The 18,866-nt window shown below is 49.7% G+C and carries 20 protein-coding genes, 1 pseudogene and 1 CRISPR repeat array; of the genes and pseudogenes, 2 read left to right on the top strand and 19 right to left on the bottom strand.

Translation table 11 applies throughout. The annotated features are described in order from the left end of the window. Positions 1–37: 37 nt before the first annotated feature. Positions 38–445 carry a MarR family winged helix-turn-helix transcriptional regulator gene (locus tag EFER_RS01815; protein ID WP_001208086.1) on the top strand — a complete coding sequence of 136 codons (408 nt, stop codon included), beginning with the start codon at positions 38–40 and terminating at the stop codon, positions 443–445. A 120-nt stretch (positions 446–565) separates the two neighbouring features. Here the strand turns inward: EFER_RS01815 and rpoS are convergent. The 12 genes and pseudogenes from rpoS to cysD form a co-directional block, all read right to left on the bottom strand. Continuing rightward, positions 566–1,558: pseudogene (gene rpoS, locus EFER_RS01810) on the bottom strand (RNA polymerase sigma factor RpoS). A 62-nt stretch (positions 1,559–1,620) separates the two neighbouring features. Next, a complete protein-coding gene (gene nlpD / locus EFER_RS01805; RefSeq protein ID WP_224219353.1) occupies positions 1,621–2,712 on the bottom strand; it encodes a murein hydrolase activator NlpD in 1,092 nt (363 codons plus the stop codon). Between the two features lie 193 nt (positions 2,713–2,905). Further along, positions 2,906–3,532, bottom strand: coding sequence for a protein-L-isoaspartate O-methyltransferase (gene pcm, locus EFER_RS01800; protein ID WP_000254699.1), 627 nt, complete (start codon positions 3,530–3,532; stop codon positions 2,906–2,908). Then, entirely contained in the window at positions 3,526–4,287 is a 762-nt protein-coding gene (gene surE / locus EFER_RS01795) for a 5'/3'-nucleotidase SurE (RefSeq protein WP_001221544.1), read from the bottom strand. The genes pcm and surE overlap by 7 nt, the downstream gene beginning before the upstream one ends. Next, positions 4,268–5,317, bottom strand: coding sequence for a tRNA pseudouridine(13) synthase TruD (gene truD / locus EFER_RS01790; protein WP_000568909.1), 1,050 nt, complete (start codon positions 5,315–5,317; stop codon positions 4,268–4,270). The genes surE and truD overlap by 20 nt, the downstream gene beginning before the upstream one ends. Then, the gene (ispF, locus tag EFER_RS01785; protein ID WP_001219242.1) at positions 5,314–5,793 is read right to left on the bottom strand and encodes a 2-C-methyl-D-erythritol 2,4-cyclodiphosphate synthase; all 480 of its coding nucleotides are present in this window, start codon (positions 5,791–5,793) and stop codon (positions 5,314–5,316) included. The genes truD and ispF overlap by 4 nt, the downstream gene beginning before the upstream one ends. Continuing rightward, a complete protein-coding gene (gene ispD / locus EFER_RS01780; protein ID WP_000741662.1) occupies positions 5,793–6,503 on the bottom strand; it encodes a 2-C-methyl-D-erythritol 4-phosphate cytidylyltransferase in 711 nt (236 codons plus the stop codon). The genes ispF and ispD overlap by 1 nt, the downstream gene beginning before the upstream one ends. Before the next feature lie 18 nt (positions 6,504–6,521). Beyond that, on the bottom strand, positions 6,522–6,833 hold the full coding sequence (gene ftsB, locus EFER_RS01775) for a cell division protein FtsB (RefSeq protein ID WP_000517469.1): 312 nt from the start codon (positions 6,831–6,833) through the stop codon (positions 6,522–6,524). 174 nt (positions 6,834–7,007) lie between these two features. Then, positions 7,008–7,331, bottom strand: coding sequence for a DUF3561 family protein (locus tag EFER_RS01770; protein WP_001246060.1), 324 nt, complete (start codon positions 7,329–7,331; stop codon positions 7,008–7,010). Between the two features lie 49 nt (positions 7,332–7,380). Then, positions 7,381–7,986, bottom strand: coding sequence for an adenylyl-sulfate kinase (cysC, locus tag EFER_RS01765; protein WP_001173682.1), 606 nt, complete (start codon positions 7,984–7,986; stop codon positions 7,381–7,383). Then, on the bottom strand, positions 7,986–9,413 hold the full coding sequence (gene cysN / locus EFER_RS01760; RefSeq protein WP_001098966.1) for a sulfate adenylyltransferase subunit CysN: 1,428 nt from the start codon (positions 9,411–9,413) through the stop codon (positions 7,986–7,988). The genes cysC and cysN overlap by 1 nt, the downstream gene beginning before the upstream one ends. A gap of 1 nt (position 9,414) precedes the next feature. Then, positions 9,415–10,323 (bottom strand): sulfate adenylyltransferase subunit CysD, encoded by a 909-nt coding sequence (gene cysD / locus EFER_RS01755; RefSeq protein WP_000372392.1) that lies wholly within the window; start codon positions 10,321–10,323, stop codon positions 9,415–9,417. A gap of 251 nt (positions 10,324–10,574) precedes the next feature. Here cysD and EFER_RS01750 point away from each other — a divergent pair, with 251 nt between their 5' ends. Continuing rightward, positions 10,575–11,612 (top strand): aminopeptidase, encoded by a 1,038-nt coding sequence (locus tag EFER_RS01750; protein ID WP_000490452.1) that lies wholly within the window; start codon positions 10,575–10,577, stop codon positions 11,610–11,612. An 81-nt stretch (positions 11,613–11,693) separates the two neighbouring features. Next, positions 11,694–12,882: direct repeats of the CRISPR family, unit length 29 nt; unit sequence CGGTTTATCCCCGCTGGCGCGGGGAACTC. Between the two features lie 105 nt (positions 12,883–12,987). Here the strand turns inward: EFER_RS01750 and cas2e are convergent. Genes cas2e through casA form a run of 7 tightly spaced genes read right to left on the bottom strand, consistent with a single transcriptional unit; the run spans position 12,988 to position 18,557 of the window. Continuing rightward, the gene (cas2e, locus tag EFER_RS01745; RefSeq protein WP_012599884.1) at positions 12,988–13,272 is read right to left on the bottom strand and encodes a type I-E CRISPR-associated endoribonuclease Cas2e; all 285 of its coding nucleotides are present in this window, start codon (positions 13,270–13,272) and stop codon (positions 12,988–12,990) included. A gap of 1 nt (position 13,273) precedes the next feature. Beyond that, positions 13,274–14,191, bottom strand: a complete 918-nt coding sequence (gene cas1e, locus EFER_RS01740; RefSeq protein ID WP_000220067.1) for a type I-E CRISPR-associated endonuclease Cas1e — start codon at positions 14,189–14,191, stop codon at positions 13,274–13,276. A gap of 15 nt (positions 14,192–14,206) precedes the next feature. Beyond that, a complete protein-coding gene (gene cas6e / locus EFER_RS01735; RefSeq protein WP_000281395.1) occupies positions 14,207–14,806 on the bottom strand; it encodes a type I-E CRISPR-associated protein Cas6/Cse3/CasE in 600 nt (199 codons plus the stop codon). Continuing rightward, positions 14,793–15,467 (bottom strand): type I-E CRISPR-associated protein Cas5/CasD, encoded by a 675-nt coding sequence (gene cas5e, locus EFER_RS01730; protein ID WP_001258267.1) that lies wholly within the window; start codon positions 15,465–15,467, stop codon positions 14,793–14,795. The genes cas6e and cas5e overlap by 14 nt, the downstream gene beginning before the upstream one ends. 2 nt (positions 15,468–15,469) lie before the next feature. Beyond that, positions 15,470–16,561, bottom strand: coding sequence for a type I-E CRISPR-associated protein Cas7/Cse4/CasC (gene cas7e / locus EFER_RS01725; RefSeq protein ID WP_000064441.1), 1,092 nt, complete (start codon positions 16,559–16,561; stop codon positions 15,470–15,472). 12 nt (positions 16,562–16,573) lie between these two features. Next, positions 16,574–17,056 (bottom strand): type I-E CRISPR-associated protein Cse2/CasB, encoded by a 483-nt coding sequence (casB, locus tag EFER_RS01720; RefSeq protein WP_000752794.1) that lies wholly within the window; start codon positions 17,054–17,056, stop codon positions 16,574–16,576. Then, the gene (gene casA, locus EFER_RS01715) at positions 17,049–18,557 is read right to left on the bottom strand and encodes a type I-E CRISPR-associated protein Cse1/CasA (protein WP_001050409.1); all 1,509 of its coding nucleotides are present in this window, start codon (positions 18,555–18,557) and stop codon (positions 17,049–17,051) included. The genes casB and casA overlap by 8 nt, the downstream gene beginning before the upstream one ends. Between the last annotated feature and the right edge of the window lie 309 nt (positions 18,558–18,866).

Here is an 18,866-nt window from a genome sequence, read left to right as displayed (position 1 = left end):
CGCTATGATAGCGGCAGATAGTTTGCCCGGAGTTTACATGGCGTTACGAAATAAAGCGTTCCATCAGTTACGACAGCTTTTTCAGCAGCACACATCTCGCTGGCAGCATGAGCTACCTGACCTGACCAAACCGCAGTACGCGGTGATGCGCGCCATTGCTGATAAGCCTGGCATCGAACAGGTTGCGCTGATGGAAGCAGCAGTCAGCACCAAAGCAACGCTGGCAGAAATGCTGGCACGAATGGAAAATCGTGGCTTAGTCAGACGAGAACATGACTCTGCTGACAAGCGGCGACGCTTTGTCTGGCTGACTGCCGAAGGAGAAAAGGTACTTGCTGCGGCGATACCGATTGGCGACAGTGTGGATGAGGAATTTTTGGGGCGTTTGAGTGGAGAAGAGCAGGAGCTGTTTATGCAGCTGGTGCGCAAGATGATGAGCAAATAGGATGTTGATTGCCGGGTGGGACGCTGACGTGTCTTATCCAGGCGACAAAACACACCGACTCCCCAAATAAAAGAAAAAGGCCAGCCTCGCTTGAGACTGGCCTTTCTGACAGATGCTTACTTATTCGCGGAACAGCGCTTCGATATTCAGCCCCTGCGTTTGCAGGATTTCGCGCAAACGGCGCAGGCCTTCAACCTGAATCTGGCGAACACGTTCACGGGTGAGGCCAATTTCACGACCTACATCTTCCAGTGTTGCCGCTTCGTACCCCAGCAAACCGAATCGACGTGCCAGCACTTCACGCTGTTTGGCGTTCAGTTCGAACAGCCATTTGACGATGCTTTGTTTCATATCGTCATCTTGCGTGGTATCTTCCGGGCCGTTTTCTTTTTCATCGGCCAGGATGTCCAGCAACGCTTTTTCGGAATCTCCACCCAGCGGGGTGTCTACCGAGGTAATGCGCTCGTTAAGACGAAGCATACGGCTGACGTCATCAACTGGCTTATCCAGTTGCTCTGCGATCTCTTCCGCGCTCGGTTCGTGGTCCAGCTTATGGGACAACTCACGTGCGGTTCGCAGGTAAACGTTCAGCTCCTTTACGATGTGAATCGGCAAACGAATAGTACGGGTTTGGTTCATAATCGCCCGCTCGATCGTCTGGCGAATCCACCAGGTTGCGTATGTTGAGAAGCGGAAACCACGTTCCGGGTCAAACTTCTCAACCGCGCGGATCAGCCCCAGGTTGCCCTCTTCGATCAGATCCAATAACGCCAGACCACGATTGCCATAACGGCGGGCAATCTTCACGACCAGACGCAGGTTACTTTCAATCATCCGGCGACGTGAAGCGACATCTCCACGCAGTGCGCGACGCGCGAAATAAACTTCTTCTTCGGCCGTTAACAGTGGCGAATAACCAATCTCACCAAGGTAAAGCTGAGTCGCGTCCAACACACGCTGTGTGGCCCCTTGCGATAACAGCTCCTCTTCAGCCAAATCGTTATCACTGGGTTCCTCTTCAACTAAGGCTTTCTCGTCAAAAACCTCAACTCAGTTCTCATCAAATTCCGCGTCTTCATTTAAATCATGAACTTTCAGCGTATTCTGACTCATAAGGTGGCTCCTACCCGTGATCCCTTGACGGAACTAGCAAGCAAAAGCCTGGTTCCGCCGAATTATCGCTGCGGTAAATAACGCAGCGGGTTTACGGATTTCCCCTTGTAACGAATTTCAAAATGCAAGCGTGTTGAACTGGTTCCGGTGCTACCCATGGTCGCTATTTTTTGCCCCGCCTTCACTTCTTGTTGTTCCCGGACCAGCATTGTATCGTTATGGGCGTAGGCACTCAGGTAATCATCATTATGTTTGATGATAATCAGATTACCGTAACCGCGCAGCGCGTTACCGGCATAAACAACACGGCCATCTGCGGTCGCGTTGATTGCCTGTCCTTTACTGCCTGCAATATCGATCCCTTTATTGCCCCCTTCGGAAGCCCCAAAGGTTTCGATCACTTTGCCACTCGTCGGCCAGAGCCATGCAGAAATAGCGGCACTGTTGGACGAACTGCTTGCAGTTGGCTCGGTTGCGCTTGCTGTTGGTACCGTTACAGGCGCTGTGACAGCCGTCGCAGTTGGCTTGTTGTTCGGCAACATTTTGTTAGCACTCTGTTCACCCGAAGACTCAGAATACGTAATTGTCGGTTGCGACGCAACAGCAACGGTTGAATTTTGTGCAGGCTTGATCACAACTCCTTGCTCTGCTGCGTCGGCCTGGGTAATTGCATTTCCTCCAGTGATTGGCGTACCTGAAGCATTACCCACCTGTAAGGTCTGACCGACGTTCAGCGCGTATGGCGCCTGAATATTATTGCGTTGGGCGAGATCGCGGAAATCGTTGCCAGTAATCCAGGCGATATAGAAAAGTGTGTCGCCTTTTTTCACGGTATAGGTACTGCCGCTATAACTGCCTTTCGGAATGTTCCCATACTGACGGTTGTAGACGATGCGTCCGTTTTCCATCTGTACCGGCTGCTGAGCTACTGGCTGCACTGGCTGGATTTGCGGCTGCTGTGCAGATTGAATTTGTGGTTGTTGTACTGACTGAATTTGGGGCTGTTGTATCCCGGTGCTGGTTGACCCCATTTTTGGTGGCGGCGTAATTAGCATCCCGGAACTGGTATTGGTCGAATTACCGCCGTTGACGGAGGTAACCGGTGCTGGTGGATTCGACGTATCTGTACAACCTGCCAGCCAGAGCGAAACCAGTGACAAAGCCGCAATGCGGCGAACGGTGAATTTTGGGCTTCCCGCGCTCATTTATCCCCCAGGAAAAATTGGTTAATAACCAGTGACATAATTACCGCGCAAGGCGTCGGACTGAACACTGAAAAACGTGTTCACGATACGCTGACCTGCTGCAAAATAACCAGGAAAAATCCAGGTATGCGCGTCACAGCCTTCAGGCTAGTTCCCCTTTTACTAAAGGAACAAAGCGCACTGCCTCCACGGTGTCGATAATAAATTCGCCTCCCCGACGACGCACCCTCTTCAAATACTGGTGCTCTTCCCCTACGGGTAAGACGAGAATGCCGCCTTCGTCCAGTTGCGTCATTAACGCTGTTGGTATTTCGGGCGGCGCTGCCGTTACGATGATGGCGTCAAAAGGCGCACGCGCCTGCCAACCTTGCCATCCATCACCATGACGGGTTGAAACATTATGTAAATCAAGATTTTTCAGGCGACGGCGTGCCTGCCACTGTAATCCTTTAATACGCTCAACCGAGCATACATGCTGGACAAGATGCGCCAGAATTGCTGTTTGGTATCCCGAACCGGTGCCGATCTCCAGTACTCGCGACTGCGGCGTCAGTTCGAGGAGTTCCGTCATTCTCGCCACCATATAAGGCTGCGAGATTGTCTGCCCTTGACCTATCGGTAATGCGATATTGTCCCAGGCTTTTTGTTCAAATGCTTCATCAATGAACTTTTCACGCGGCACGGCGGCGAGCGCGTTGAGCACCTGTTCATCCTTGATGCCCTGCGCGCGTAATTGATCCAGAAGTGCCTGTACGCGTCTGCTTACCATTGCGTGCCAACTCCCACGCTGTTTAACCAGTCTGAAACCACATCCTGCGCGTTGTGCGCAGTTAAATCCACATGCAACGGCGTGATGGAGACATAACCTTCATCTACCGCTGCGAAGTCGGTATCCGGCCCGGCGTCACATTTCCCCCCTGGAGGACCAATCCAGTACAGTGTATTACCACGAGGATCTTGCTGCGGGATCACCTGATCTGCCGGATGGCGGCTCCCACAGCGAGTCACGCGGATTCCTTTGATTTGGTCCAGCGGCAAATCCGGTACATTTATATTAAGAATACGCCCTGTTCGCAGCGGTTCTTTGCACAATGCACGCAGAATAGAACAGGTAACTGCCGCAGCGGTGTCGTAATGTTTATGACCATCCAGGGAAACCGCCAGCGCCGGAAAGCCTAAATGACGGCCTTCCATCGCGGCGGCTACCGTACCGGAATAAATAACATCATCACCTAAATTTGGTCCTGCATTAATACCAGAAACTACGATGTCCGGACGCGGACGCATTAAAGCGTTAACACCTAAATAAACGCAGTCAGTAGGCGTGCCCATCTGTACTGCGATATCGCCATTTTCAAAAGTAAAAGTACGAAGCGAGGATTCCAGCGTCAGAGAATTTGATGCGCCACTGCGGTTACGATCGGGGGCAACCACTTGTACGTCAGCAAACTCACGCAAAGCTTTCGCCAGCGTTTGTATACCGGGTGCGTGAACCCCGTCATCATTACTCAGCAATATGCGCATATTCACCTGTTGTGTTGATTAGTTCCCTGACAACGCTGGTCGCAAAACTGCCTGCCGGAAGCCAGAAACGGATTTCTACGGTGACATCATCCCACCAGTTCCAGCTTAATTGTTGCGGATATAGCAGCATCGCTCTGCGCGCGGCTTCAACTTTTTCGCGCACCAGTAAGGTTTGTAATTCAGTTTCTTCAGCGACAGCGGCTTGTTCGAATGCCAGCGCTTCACGCTGAGTTCCCCATTCGCCACTGCCCGGCAATGCGGCGGTTATCATCAGCTCTTTATCGTTGACGCGACGCTGTAATTCCGCCAGTTCTTCGGTGGTTGCGACAAACCAGCTACCACGTCCGGCTAATTGTAGCGCATCGCCGTCAACAACTTGATTAACGTCTGCTTTTTTGAGGCGCTCAGCAACAATCTGATTAAACAACGCACTGCGGGCTGCCGACAACCAAAAACTACGTTTATTGCGATCGCGCACCGGAGTATTGGTTTGCGCCCAGCGCAGCGCGCCCTGCAAGTTGCTACCGCCAATACCAAAACGCTGAGCACCAAAATAGTTAGGCACGCCTTTTACGCAAATATCGATGAGACGTTGTTCAACATCGTCACGGTTGCTTACATCGCGCAGCACCAGAGTGAAGGCATTACCTTTTAGTGCGCCTAAACGCAACTTACGCTTGTGTCGCGCATACTCCAGCACCTGGCAGCCTTCCAGTTGAAAAGCACTGAGATCCGGCATCTCTTTACCTGGCACTCGTGCACAAAACCACTGTTCCGTAACAGCATGTTTATCTTTTTGCCCTGCGAAGCTGACTTCACGGGCATGAATTTTCAGGAATTTCGCCAGTGCATCCGCCACAAAACGGGTATTACAGCCGTTTTTGAGGATTCTAACCAGAATATGTTCACCTTCACCATCAGGCTCGAAGCCTAAATCTTCCACCACTACAAAGTCTTCCGGGTTAGCTTTCAGTAGCCCGGTGCCTTGCGGTTTACCGTGGAGGTAAGTGAGATTATCAAACTCAATCATTTTGTTGCCTTAATGAGTAGCGCCACCGCTTCACAGGCAATCCCTTCCCCACGTCCGGTAAATCCAAGTTTTTCCGTAGTAGTGGCTTTCACGTTAACATCATCCATATGGCAGCCGAGATCTTCGGCAATAAACACGCGCATTTGTGGAATATGCGGCAACATCTTCGGTGCCTGAGCGATGATAGTGACATCGACGTTACCGAGGGTATACCCCTTCGCCTGAATACGACGCCAGGCTTCGCGCAGCAATTCGCGGCTGTCGGCGCCTTTAAATGCGGGATCAGTATCCGGGAACAGCTTACCAATATCCCCCAGCGCCGCTGCACCAAGTAATGCATCGGTCAACGCATGGAGCGCTACGTCGCCATCAGAATGCGCCAGCAATCCTTTTTCGTAAGGAATGCGTACGCCACCAATGATAATTGGGCCTTCACCGCCAAAGGCGTGTACGTCAAAACCGTGTCCAATTCGCATTATGTATTCTCCTGATGGATGGTTCGGGTGAGGTAAAACTCGGCCAGTGCCAAATCTTCCGGGCGCGTGACTTTAATGTTATCTGCGCGGCCTTCAACCAGCTGCGGATGAAATCCACAATATTCCAGCGCCGAGGCTTCGTCGGTAATAGTAGCGCCTTCATTTAATGCACGCGTCAGACAATCATGTAACAGCTCACGAGGGAAAAACTGCGGCGTCAGCGCGTGCCATAAGCCGCTGCGATCAACGGTATGAGCAATGGCATTTTTGCCCGGTTCGGCGCGTTTCATGGTATCGCGCACTGGTGCGGCGAGAATGCCGCCCGTGCGGCTGGTTTCGCTAAGGGTTAAAAGGCGTGCAAGATCATCCTGATGAAGACAAGGACGTGCAGCGTCATGCACCAGCACCCATTCGGCATCCCCCACGGCTTTAATACCAGCCAAAACGGAATCGGCACGTTCTTCGCCACCGTCAACAACGGTGATTTGCGGATGATTTGCCAGTGGAAGTTGCGCAAAGCGGCTGTCGCCGGGACTTATCACAATGATGACACGCGTTACCCGGGGATGCGCCAGTAGCGCATGCACCGAGTGTTCAAGAATGGTTTTATTACCGATTGAGAGATACTGCTTAGGACATTCCGTTTGCATACGGCGGCCATAGCCAGCCGCCGGCACCACGGCGCAAACGTCAATATTAGTGGCTGCCATGTTAATTCCTGGGCTGATTTATCGATTATTTTGCCCGGCGGTCTGAGCACGTTTCGACGCGTCAGGCACCAGACGATAAAAGGTTTCGCCCGGTTTAGTCATACTGAGTTCATTACGCGCGCGCTCTTCAAGGGCTTCCTGACCGCCATTGAGATCATCAATTTCGGCAAAAAGCTGGTCGTTACGCGCTTTGAGTTTTGCGTTTGTAGCCTGCTGTGCCGCAACGTCATCATTGACGCGGCTATAGTCATGAATACCGTTCTTACCGAACCACAGCGAATACTGCAGCCAGACCAGTATAGCCAGCAACAGCAGTGTTAGTTTACCCATCCTGCCCCCTGAAAAACGGCATTTTCATCCCATATTCGCCCCACGAACGCTATGTACTGGGGCTGGAAAGCCGCGACAACGCGGGCAAATGTACCACATTTGTCCATTGTTACGTATACCCAGGGTGTGCGGAACATAATCTCATTATTGGTTACGGTTTGAATTATCGGCAACTCATCCCAGCAACCACAAGAATAGTGCGCCGAACATAACGCCGACAATGAGAAGAGTTAACAAGATGGTGTAAAGCAATTTGCCGCCAGTCAGTGAATGTAACGCGATACCCGCAACCACCGCTACAGGCATCAATGCAAGAAAGAATGGCCAGGTGTAGAGGAAAAAAAACAGCGTGTTAGGACCATAAACCAGAAAGGGAATCGCCAGTGCGAATAGCCACGATACAAAGCCCACAGCAGCTCCCGACAAAGACCATGTAGTCTCGTCGTCAACGGCAAATGCCTCTGATTTTGTGAAGGTTATGTTATCGCTATTACGCATATTTGATCCTGTTACTTTGACGAACCGGGCTTGCAAGCCCGGTGGGGTCTCAGGATCTGATAATATCGTTCTGTCTCAGCAGATCTAATAATTGCTGAACCAAATTTGTTACTAATTGTTCACCATTGAGATTAATTTCTGCCGATTCAGGCGCTTCGTAAACGGAATCTATTCCCGTAAAGTTACGCAGTTCACCGGCACGCGCTTTCTTATATAAGCCTTTTGGATCGCGGGCCTCGCAAATCGCCAGCGGCGTATCGACAAACACTTCGATAAAACGCCCTTCTCCTACGCGTTCGCGAACCATCTGGCGTTCGGCGCGGTGTGGCGAGATAAACGCGGTCAGCACCACCAGTCCAGCTTCAACCATTAAATTCGCCACTTCACCGACGCGACGGATATTTTCTTTACGATCGGCATCACTAAAACCGAGATCGCTGCATAATCCGTGGCGAACGTTGTCGCCATCCAGCAAATACGTACTGACGCCAAGTTTATGTAACGCCTCCTCCAGCGCCCCGGCGACGGTGGATTTACCGGACCCGGAGAGGCCGGTAAACCACAACACAACACCACGATGACCGTGGTGTTGCTCGCGTTGTTGCACAGTGACCGGATGGCTATGCCAGACGACGTTTTCGTCATGCAGCGCCATTATTTATCTCCCAGTAAATCGCGCGCGCCCCAGTGTGGGAAATGGCGACGGACCAGGGCATTCAATTCCAGTTCGAATGCACTGAATTCAGATGCCGCAGCAGTTGCCTGGCTAACTGGCTCGTGCACCATACCGGCACCCACGGTCACATTGCTCAGGCGATCGATAAAAATCAGCCCACCCGTTACCGGATTTTGTTGATAGCGATCTAACACCAGCGGCTCGTCAAAGGTGAGATCCACGAGGCCGATGCCATTCAGTGACAGATTTTCAACTTCGCGTTGGGTAAGGTTATTAATATCAACCTGATAACGAATGCCATCAACACGAGCACGCGTCTTCTTACCGGCAATTTTGATGTCGTAACTCTGGCCCGGGGAAAGCGGCTGTTCCGCCATCCATACCACAGCCACCGACGCACTCTGCACAGCCGGTAACACTTCGTCTGCCGCCAGCAGCAGATCGCCACGGCTGATGTCGATCTCATCCGTCAGCACCAGGGTGATCGCTTCTCCGGCAAAGGCTTCTTCGCGATCGCCATCAAAAGTAACTATCCGCGCGACGTTTGACTCCACACCAGAGGGCAGCACTTTGACTCGTTGCCCGACTTGCACGCGACCGGATGCCAGCGTTCCGGCGTAGCCACGAAAATCAAGATTCGGGCGGTTAACGTACTGCACCGGAAAGCGCATTGGCTGGGCATCCACCACTCGCTGTATCTCCACTGTTTCCAGTACTTCGAGTAGTGTCGGACCGCTGTACCACAACATGCTTTCACTTTGCGAAGCCACGTTGTCGCCTTCCAGCGCGGAGAGCGGCACAAAGCGAATATCCAGATTACCCGGCAGCTGCTCGGCAAAGGTCAGATAATCTTCACGAATGCGGGTGAACGTCTCTTCACTGTAATCCACCAGATCCATTTTGTTGATCGCCACGATCAGATGTTTGATCCCCAACAGCGTGGAGATAAAACTGTGACGACGGGTTTGATCGAGCACGCCTTTACGGGCATCGATCAGTAAGATCGCCAGATCGCATGTCGATGCGCCAGTCGCCATATTGCGGGTGTACTGCTCGTGTCCAGGGGTATCGGCGATAATAAATTTACGCTTCTCGGTGGAGAAATAGCGGTAAGCCACATCAATGGTGATGCCCTGTTCACGCTCAGCTTGCAGGCCATCCACCAGCAGTGCCAGATCCAGTTTTTCGCCCTGGGTGCCGTGACGTTTACTGTCGTTATGCAGCGATGAGAGCTGATCTTCGTAGATTTGGCGGGTATCGTGCAGCAGGCGACCAATCAGGGTACTTTTGCCGTCATCGACGCTACCACAGGTCAGAAAACGCAGCAGGCTTTTATGTTGTTGCGCAATCATCCAGGCTTCGACGCCGCCTTCGTTGGCGATTTGTTGTGCAAGTACGGTGTTCATCTTAAAAATACCCCTGACGTTTTTTCAGCTCCATGGATCCCGCCTGGTCGCGGTCAATCACGCGCCCCTGACGTTCACTGGTGGTGGAAACCAGCATCTCTTCGATGATTTCCGGCAGTGTTTGCGCATTTGACTCCACCGCGCCGGTCAGCGGCCAGCAGCCCAGCGTACGGAAACGCACCATCCGTTTTTTAATCACTTCGCCCGGTTGCAGGTCGATACGGTTGTCATCAATCATCATCAACATACCGTCGCGTTCCAGAACCGGACGTTCAGCGGCGAGATACAGTGGGACAATGTCTATATTTTCCAGCCAGATGTATTGCCAGATATCCTGCTCGGTCCAGTTAGAGAGCGGGAAGACACGAATACTTTCGCCTTTGTTAATTTGCCCGTTGTAGTTGTGCCACAGTTCCGGGCGCTGATTTTTCGGGTCCCAGCGATGGAAGCGATCACGGAAAGAGTAGATACGCTCTTTAGCGCGGGATTTCTCTTCGTCGCGGCGCGCGCCACCGAAGGCGGCATCAAAACCATATTTGTTCAACGCCTGCTTCAAACCTTCGGTTTTCATAATATCGGTATGTTTGGCGCTACCGTGCACGAATGGGTTAATCCCCATCGCCACGCCTTCCGGGTTTTTATGTACCAGCAGCTCGCAGCCGTAGGCTTTAGCCGTACGATCGCGGAACTCATACATCTCGCGGAATTTCCAGCCAGTATCGACATGCAGCAATGGGAAAGGCAGCGTACCTGGATAAAACGCCTTGCGCGCCAGATGCAGCATGACGCTGGAATCTTTACCGATGGAGTAGAGCATCACCGGATTTGAGAATTCTGCCGCCACCTCACGAATAATGTGGATGCTTTCCGCCTCCAGTTGCCGCAGGTGAGTAAGTCGTTTTTGATCCATAACCGTTCCTTTGCAATACCGCTATTTTCTTGCCATCAGATGTTTCGACTATAGGGAGCGCAGGAGAACGAATGAAATTACCAATTGGAATGAGTAGTTCCTTAACGGAATAACGCATTGGCAAAGCTAATATCAAAAAGTGCTTAAGCCACCGGATTTCGGGCGTTTAGGAAGATTTGAAATTGTTTTAGCGCAGCGGCAGTTTCATACTATGGCGGTAAAAAAATTTGCATGGTATTTAAGGACTCACTATGTTTTCCGCATTGCGCCACCGTACCGCTGCCCTGGCGCTCGGCGTATGCTTTATCCTCCCTGTCCAGGCTGCCACTGTAAGACCTGGAGATATTGCCAATACTCAGACGCGACATCTCGCCACTTTCTTTCCTGGACGAATGACCGGAACACCTGCGGAAATGTTATCTGCCGATTATATCAATCAGCAGTTTCAACAGATGGGTTATCGCAGCGATATTCGGACATTTAATAGCCGTTATATCTTCACCGATAAAAACAAGCGTAAAAGCTGGCATAACGTGACAGGAAGTACGGTGATTGCCGCTCATGAAGGAAAAGTGCCCCAGCAAATCATCATCATGGCGCATCTTGATACCTATGCTCCGCAAAGTGATGCAGATATTGATGCCAACCTTGGGGGATTAACATTACAAGGTGTGGATGATAATGCCGCAGGCCTTGGTGTTATGCTTGAACTGGCAGAGCGCCTGAAAGATATTCCGACTGAGTATGGGATTCGTTTTATTGCCACCAGTGGTGAAGAGGAAGGGAAATTAGGTGCTGAGAATTTACTCAAGCGCATGAGCGATACTGAAAAGAAAAATACCCTGCTGGTGATTAATCTCGATAATTTGATCGTGGGCGATAAGCTTTATTTTAATAGTGGCGTAAATACACCAGAAGCTGTCAGGAAATTAACCCGTGATCGAGCGCTGGCAATTGCGCGTAATCATGGGATTGCAGCGACAACAAATCCAGGTTTGAATAAAAACTATCCGAAAGGCACCGGGTGTTGTAACGATGCAGAAGTTTTCGACAAAGCCGGTATTGCGGTACTTTCGGTGGAGACGACCAACTGGAATCTTGGAAATAAGGATGGTTATCAGCAACGCTCAAAAACACCGGCCTTCCCGATGGGAAATAGCTGGCATGATGTAAGGCTTGATAATCAACAGCATATTGATAAGGCGCTTCCTGGAAGAATAGAACGTCGCTGCCGTGACGTTATGCGGATAATGCTACCGCTGGTGAAGGAGCTGGCAAAGGCGTCTTGATGGGGTTGAAAATGGGAGCTGGGAGTTCTACCGCAGGGGCGGGGAATTCTAAGTGATATCCATCATCGCATCCAGTGCGCCCGGTTTATCCCCGCTGATGCGGGGAACACCAGCGTCAGGCGTGAAATCTCACCGTCGTTGCCGATTTATCCCTGCTGGCGCGGGGAACTCGTGATTTTCGCCTTCTACGCTTTTACGTAATGCGGTTTATCCCCGCTGGCGCGGGGAACTCCAAATAGCGGAGAAATTTTTATGACAGCCATCCGGTTTATCCCCGCTGGCGCGGGGAACTCAAACGATGGCCTTTTACAGCAAGGTTTACAGCCGGTTTATCCCCGCTGGCGCGGGGAACTCGTTGAAGAGAATCAGAAAGAGGGCGGCTATTACGGTTTATCCCCGCTGGCGCGGGGAACTCGCAGCCCACGTGACCAGCGCCTGCATGTAAACCGGTTTATCCCCGCTGGCGCGGGGAACTCGTCATTCCATTTTACGTGCCCGTTCTGTTTGCCGGTTTATCCCCGCTGGCGCGGGGAACTCTTTTCCAGTTCTGTTTCAGCTCTGTGATAACCGCGGTTTATCCCCGCTGGCGCGGGGAACTCGGGCTGCCATAAAACTGGCTGAGCAATGCATGCGGTTTATCCCCGCTGGCGCGGGGAACTCGCCGTGCTGGCCGTTGATAAAAACGAAGTGACCGGTTTATCCCCGCTGGCGCGGGGAACTCATGCAAGGGCCAATGCCTGACCAGATGAGAGACGGTTTATCCCCGCTGGCGCGGGGAACTCTTGCTGCTGCTGTGCTGCCTGCATCTGCTGCGCGGTTTATCCCCGCTGGCGCGGGGAACTCACAAATAAAAGTTCACCGCCAATTCTGATAGGCGGTTTATCCCCGCTGGCGCGGGGAACTCGCTAGACAACTACAGAACGATGATTTCAGGCGCGGTTTATCCCCGCTGGCGCGGGGAACTCAGGAAGCAGCACCAAGAGTACAACTGCGGCCTCGGTTTATCCCCGCTGGCGCGGGGAACTCACCAGCGCGTAGGGAATATCTGTTTCAACAGGCGGTTTATCCCCGCTGGCGCGGGGAACTCGGAATGACGTGAGAATCCGCACGACGCATTGCCGGTTTATCCCCGCTGGCGCGGGGAACTCCCCCATTATATTTCTAAATTGTTTTATTGATTCGGTTTATCCCCGCTGGCGCGGGGAACTCATCGCTCAGCAGTTCGTTAGACACCCGGATCACGGTTTATCCCCGCTGGCGCGGGGAACTCTCTCAAAGTATACATTTGTTCTTAAAGCATTTTTTCCCATAAAAACAACCCACCAACCTTAATGTAACATTTCCTTATTATTAAAGATCAGCTAATTCTTTGTTTTCAAACAGGTAAAAAAGACACCAACCTTAAACCATCCAAATCTACCGGGGTACGCCTGTTTACCCCAAATGTCTGGAACTCAAATCCCGATTCCGTATTCGTTGCCCATGCCATCACTACATTGCCTTCTTCCGCCAGTCCAGCTATTTGTTCCCAGATCATTTCACGAATTTTTGCGGATACATCACCTACATATACCCCTGCACGTACCTCCAACAACCAGATGGCTAATCTGCCTCGTAAGCGCGGAGGTACATTTTCAGTGACCACGACCAATATACTCATTTCAGCTACTCCGATGGCCTGCATCTCCCAGTGAAACAGGAAGCGGAATGGCAACAGGCTGTGCATCTTCAGGTGGGGCCGGCGGTTGTATTTCTCCAGCAGCAAGCACGTCCTCTATAAGCGGAATCAATTTGGCTAATGTTTTACTACTGCGAAAAATATCCCTGCACGCCAAACGGACTTCCCGGTCCGGCTCACCAGGGTTACGACGCGCTATCTCAAAAGCTTTCGGTACAACAGTGTCAAATTTAATGATGTCTGCAATATCGTAAACAAAGGAAAGAGGCTTTCCTGTATGCACAAACCCAATAGCTGGTGCATAACCAGCTGCAAGTATCGCCGCTTCAGTTACGCCGTATAAACAGGAAGTTGCAGCGCTAATGCATTGGTTGACCGTATCGCCCTTTTCCCAGTCTTTCGGATCGTAGCGACGTCCATTCCATGTCACCCCGTATTGCTTCGCCAGAAGTGCATAAGTTGCTCGCACACGGCTTCCTTCTATACCTCTGAGTTGTTCTACGGAACGTCGGGCGGGCGCAGGTTCACCAAACCGAAGTTCAAACATTTTGCGTACTACCTTCAGACGCAAATCTTCATCCAGAGCAAGTTTTGCCTGGTAGAGCAGCTTATCTGAACGCGCACCACCAGGCTGACCAGAAGCATAAACACGAACGCCCGCTTCCCCCACCCATACCAACAATGTTCCAACTTGCGCAGCCAGACGCACTGCTGCATGCGAAACCCGTGTACCTGGCTCCAGCATGATGCAGGCAACCGAGCCAACAGGAATATGAGTGCGGATCCCTGTCTTGTCGATAAGTACAAACGCGCCATCGATTACATCGATCTGCCCATATTGCAGAAAGATCATGGAGACGCGATCTTTGAGTGGAATGGGGTTAAGAGGAAGCCAGGTCATTTTATTACACCTCAATCACAGTGGAGCCAAAGATAGCAAACCACATCCCATCGATTTGGCTGGCCCAATACCTTGCTGTAAAAGATCTATTAACGCTGGCGCGTCGTTGATGGTGAGCACACCTTCAAAGCAAACCGTTTGGATTTTTCCATTTTTACCTTCCCCAGAAAAATACTGTGGCCGTTCCGATATGGGATGCACATCTTCAACGCGCGCCGCATTGCCCAATTTACGTTGCAACCACGCGATTTGTTCTGCTTCTTTTATTAACGGAACCCGACAGCGTTTAATATTCCCTTTACTGTCCAGACGCTTTTGATTGTCGAGAATAGTTTTGATCGGATTTGCCCGAAGTCGAAAATAGAGTGGAACACCAACCTGAAGTTGAAATTCAACCTGTTTAGTTTTAATGACTGTCGCAACGGCAGTTGAAACAGGCATTTGCGCTGACTGCAATAAAACATGACAGCCTTCTGGTGTGTTTCGCTTCTCAACATGAAAAAGAAAATCACGAGCAGCATCCGGTCTATTTGGAAATAAATGCCATAATCCCTGGTGAAGTTGGTAAAGATCCCTGCTCCAGGCCCTGGCAATGATGATTTTACTGAGATACATCCATACCTCCTTTAATCACATACCATTCTCGGGAAGCAAATTGTCGAGGTAAGGTGATCATCGGTTCGTCGCGCACCGTAAATTTTAAATGATGCCCGTCAACTGATTCCTCACTATAAATATCGCCGCCAACGGGCTCATAATTTAATAGCGCCTTCTGAGGATCCGACGCCTGACATGTCCCGAGAAAAAGCGGTTGTGTTAGCGGACAACTCCTCCGCCCCAGATACGGTGTATACCGAGGCTTTAATACTGCTTTTTCAAGTTCTGACATAACCATCGTTGCCTGTGGTGTTAACCAGATAGCGACGGTAAAGGAGGCATCACATAAATATTCGCGCCATGTTTGAATCGTTTCATGACTTTTCAAACCACGGTAATCTTCTCGCGCTCCAAGGACTGTATGGTAATCACGCAACCCCGTTACAGACACACGACGATCGTCAAGAATGAGTTCATCGCAGCGCACTGCAAATTGCACACTCTCTGATAACACCTGTAATGAAGAAGTATCATCACGTTGGATCCCAAGACAAGCCCCGAGTAGCCCTAATAACCCGCTTCGGGTCGGAAATCTTCCGGTAGGTCGCGTTCCTTCAAAGGTCGGCAGCCCCCAGGCTTGCATTGGCCCAGCAAGCCGCAAGATCAAATAAGATCTCATGTTCACGCCTCGCCATTATTACGAACCCAGGATTTTAACTGTTCTAAAGTAGGCATTTGTTTAACTTGAGCAGTAATTGGGTCTACATCAGATAAGCTGAATTGCGCAGCAGCTCCGTTCAGACCATATCCATTGGCAACGCGATCCCAATATTGATTAAACGCCTGTATAGACGGTTGCAAAAAGCCATCTTTCGCTTTAACAGCTTTTTCAAAAGCATTTGCCATAGAAAGTGGCATATCGGAGAAATTAACCATTACCATATCCGCAGGGTTAAAAGCGGCATAAGTACGCTGTTTTGCTCCAGGGACCTCTGTTGCCAGCATATGAACAACATTGGTTGCAATTTCCAGAGCCTGCTCCCTGGAGGCACCACCTAAATTTTCCTGAAGTTGAGCGAGGTTAATGTTGGCGTAACGATAAAAAACACCCGATGAAAATTCCTGAGTTCCCAGATGTGCAGAACCTTGTTCCTGTAAATCATCTACAGCGGTGAACCAGTCAATATCTGAATCAACCTGATGAGTAGTGATCGCATGCGCAATGGACATTGCACCATCAACTTTTCCCAACTCACTCATCATGCCGCTGGTTGCCATTCTTCCGCTAAGCGCAATATCAACACCCTGCTGTAAATTCACACGGATGGCGGCAATATCTTCCTTAAGAATTTTGAGCAGCTTTTTATCATCCAGATTATCAGCCTCTGCTTTTGCAACCTGCTCACAGAACCAGGCTATTTCTCCCACAACCCAGGGAGTAACCGCATCGGCAGAAATCTTTTCGGCTTCATCAACTGATTTACCGGAGAGCAGAGCTAATGTCTTATCGATGATTTTTTGCTCAAAACGTTCACCAAGTTTTTGCCGAAGAACATCACGTAATTGTGCAAGATGAATTGTTCTGAGACTGGATTCACCAATATTTTGTGCGTAATAATCACTTTTACGCATCGCACGTTTAAGGCTTTGACTTGAAATTCTTACTCGCCTTTTCCCGCCGAAAATAGCGTCTTTCTGCATGTTCATATCGTCGCGGTTCAGACATGAAGGGCTGTGAGAGATCAGGACATGGATATTAATAAAATTAGACATTGAGAGGTTTCCTTACGCATTTTTGTTTGTGGTCAATACAAAATCTTCCAGAAGTTGCTGGCGTTCGCGCTTTCCCCACCAGGTCAACATCCTGGCCATTAATGACCAGTCAAGTACGGGTTCGGCGTGAGCAAGCAATCGACGTAACTGGACCATATCGGCTGTTCTGTCAGCCCGAATCAATTGGAAGATACGGCGCTCGTTAATTCTTCCACTATTGGCTAAAGCTCTTCCCAACGAGATACCTGTTGTTTGCTCCGGTTTTTTATCCTGATGTCGGATGACATTCTTTCCTGCGCTCAGGCAAAACACCATGCGCAAAAGAGCCTGTTGGTGACGCAGTTTTTCCCAACCAAAAGGTTGCACCAACCGATAAAACGCAGGGATATCGCGTAAATCATCAGGTTCTGAAACACGTCTAATTTGCGCACATGCTCCGTTATCCAGCTGTTGCCAGGCTCGATATAAAGCCATTGCATCAATTTCATCAGCCATTTGATGGCCCTCCTTGCGGTTTTAACTCCCGTAAATGTTTGTATAGCGTGGCGCGGGCGAGTGCTAATGTGCTTATTAATTTAGGATGATGTGCATAGGGAGCTACAGATTGATTAAATAGCATTTCACACAATTGATGAAGTTTGTCTCGTAAATCAGCTATTACCTCATCAGCCTGGGAAAAATTAACATTCGCCAATACATCGGGAATTAATAATTCACTCTGTCGATAGAAATGCCTTTCTGCAGTCTCATGAACAGAGACTCCAGCCCCTTTAAAGTCTTTATTTTTAATACCTTCCACAAAAGTATATAACGCCTTGCGTAAGGCTGTTTTATACCCCAAACCAACAGTCACTATTTCGTTTATAACATTGCCGTATTGTTGCCACCCCTGATTAAACATCAGCATATCATGACGTCGTTCAAGAATAGATGCTTGATTATTACGATATCCCCCCATAATCAATTCAAGAGGACTTTGCGGCGCAATATTTCTGAATTGATTCACAACCGCCGCCACGCGATTTCCATTTTCATTTTGAATAATCTTATCTACCACAACTCGGCTGATTTGCGTCCATGATGGTGCGGAGGTGGTGAAAGCAAGAAATTTTTCCTCAACCTCCCCTTTCTTGACTGTTACCAGACAAGGGGAATGCGGATGGGGCCATAGCCCATTAACTGTAAAGGTAAATTTTTCCTTAAGAAAACCTGTATAACGCAAATTGCTTTCCTGTCCACAGCAAGAACATTTACCAATCCCAATGGGATCGCATAATTCAATATGTGCTGGTTGCCAGAATAAGCCACGGACAAACCCAATTGACGAAGCTGGCACAGATTCATTGGGCTTGACAGGCTTAATCCAGGTAGGTTGGTTTTCCGTATTTGATTCATTGGGAAATTGTTTTTGAAGACGAGGTATTGTGAGGACATTGAGTAACACCGTCGAGCGAAGATCGATCCCACATACGAAGGTGGTTATAGGTGTTCCTCCACGTAAACCGCTTTTAAAGCCACCACCAAAACCAGGTGCCTGATTCGCCTGGTTGAATAACGCAATCGCAGTGCATCCACCACATAATGCTTCACCCTGCCCCGGTTGATTGACAAATGCACAATTCGTCGCGCCGCTTACCCCTGCCAATAGTTTTTCCATTGGAGTCACATCATTTGCTTTGACACCTTTGGTCTGCATAAAGGGATGTTCTGCGTGATTAAGGTAGAACATATCTATCCACGGCGCGATGAGTCGTTGAAACTCATCTTCAGTGAGCGGATTCATTATGCGATGTCGAAATTCAACGTCATCTTTTGCCGGGGCGATAATTTGCCCAATGCAAACCAGCAGTGCTAAAGCGGCCAGTTCCATATCGTCACGGGGCAAACTTAACCGCCACTGATCTCTACTGCAGTATAGCGATTGCAGATTTAGGATTTGGACTTTCCCCCCGTTTCGCGGGCGTACAGGGATCCAGTTATCAATAAGCAAATTCATTTGTTCTCCTTCATATGCTCCGACATTTCTCCTGCATTTCTATACGTCGGCACACTTCCGTTATCGGTAAAAACAAAGAAAAAATACGACGTAATTAATTCAATAATCACATTCACTAAATAAATGTATTTGTTGGTTCAATACAATTAATCGATACATATATTAAGATGTGTTTAATTGTTCAAAGACAATAATGCATGCATTTCAAACCTGCAAGTTATTCATCTTTTTATTGAAGAATTTTTTATCAATTATAATCACCATGAATTCAATCACACTTTATATTCTTATTGTGAATATAAAATCTCA

Source organism: Escherichia fergusonii ATCC 35469, assembly GCF_000026225.1.
Lineage (GTDB): Bacteria > Pseudomonadota > Gammaproteobacteria > Enterobacterales > Enterobacteriaceae > Escherichia > Escherichia fergusonii.
This window is presented reverse-complemented; position numbering and strand designations above follow the sequence as displayed.

Bases quoted from the DNA above. Each gene is read 5' to 3' on its own strand.
- casB (WP_000752794.1), bottom strand. From the start codon at position 17,056: ATGGCTGATGAAATTGATGCAATGGCTTTATATCGAGCCTGGCAACAG.
- truD (WP_000568909.1), bottom strand. From the start codon at position 5,317: ATGATTGAGTTTGATAATCTCACTTACCTCCACGGTAAACCGCAAGGC.
- EFER_RS01750 (WP_000490452.1), top strand. From the start codon at position 10,575: ATGTTTTCCGCATTGCGCCACCGTACCGCTGCCCTGGCGCTCGGCGTA.
- casA (WP_001050409.1), bottom strand. From the start codon at position 18,557: ATGAATTTGCTTATTGATAACTGGATCCCTGTACGCCCGCGAAACGGG.
- EFER_RS01770 (WP_001246060.1), bottom strand. From the start codon at position 7,331: ATGCGTAATAGCGATAACATAACCTTCACAAAATCAGAGGCATTTGCC.
- cysC (WP_001173682.1), bottom strand. From the start codon at position 7,986: ATGGCGCTGCATGACGAAAACGTCGTCTGGCATAGCCATCCGGTCACT.
- cas5e (WP_001258267.1), bottom strand. From the start codon at position 15,467: ATGAGATCTTATTTGATCTTGCGGCTTGCTGGGCCAATGCAAGCCTGG.
- pcm (WP_000254699.1), bottom strand. From the start codon at position 3,532: ATGGTAAGCAGACGCGTACAGGCACTTCTGGATCAATTACGCGCGCAG.
- cysN (WP_001098966.1), bottom strand. From the start codon at position 9,413: ATGAACACCGTACTTGCACAACAAATCGCCAACGAAGGCGGCGTCGAA.
- cas2e (WP_012599884.1), bottom strand. From the start codon at position 13,272: ATGAGTATATTGGTCGTGGTCACTGAAAATGTACCTCCGCGCTTACGA.
- cas7e (WP_000064441.1), bottom strand. From the start codon at position 16,561: ATGTCTAATTTTATTAATATCCATGTCCTGATCTCTCACAGCCCTTCA.
- ispD (WP_000741662.1), bottom strand. From the start codon at position 6,503: ATGGCAGCCACTAATATTGACGTTTGCGCCGTGGTGCCGGCGGCTGGC.
- EFER_RS01815 (WP_001208086.1), top strand. From the start codon at position 38: ATGGCGTTACGAAATAAAGCGTTCCATCAGTTACGACAGCTTTTTCAG.
- cas1e (WP_000220067.1), bottom strand. From the start codon at position 14,191: ATGACCTGGCTTCCTCTTAACCCCATTCCACTCAAAGATCGCGTCTCC.
- surE (WP_001221544.1), bottom strand. From the start codon at position 4,287: ATGCGCATATTGCTGAGTAATGATGACGGGGTTCACGCACCCGGTATA.
- cysD (WP_000372392.1), bottom strand. From the start codon at position 10,323: ATGGATCAAAAACGACTTACTCACCTGCGGCAACTGGAGGCGGAAAGC.
- ftsB (WP_000517469.1), bottom strand. From the start codon at position 6,833: ATGGGTAAACTAACACTGCTGTTGCTGGCTATACTGGTCTGGCTGCAG.
- ispF (WP_001219242.1), bottom strand. From the start codon at position 5,793: ATGCGAATTGGACACGGTTTTGACGTACACGCCTTTGGCGGTGAAGGC.
- cas6e (WP_000281395.1), bottom strand. From the start codon at position 14,806: ATGTATCTCAGTAAAATCATCATTGCCAGGGCCTGGAGCAGGGATCTT.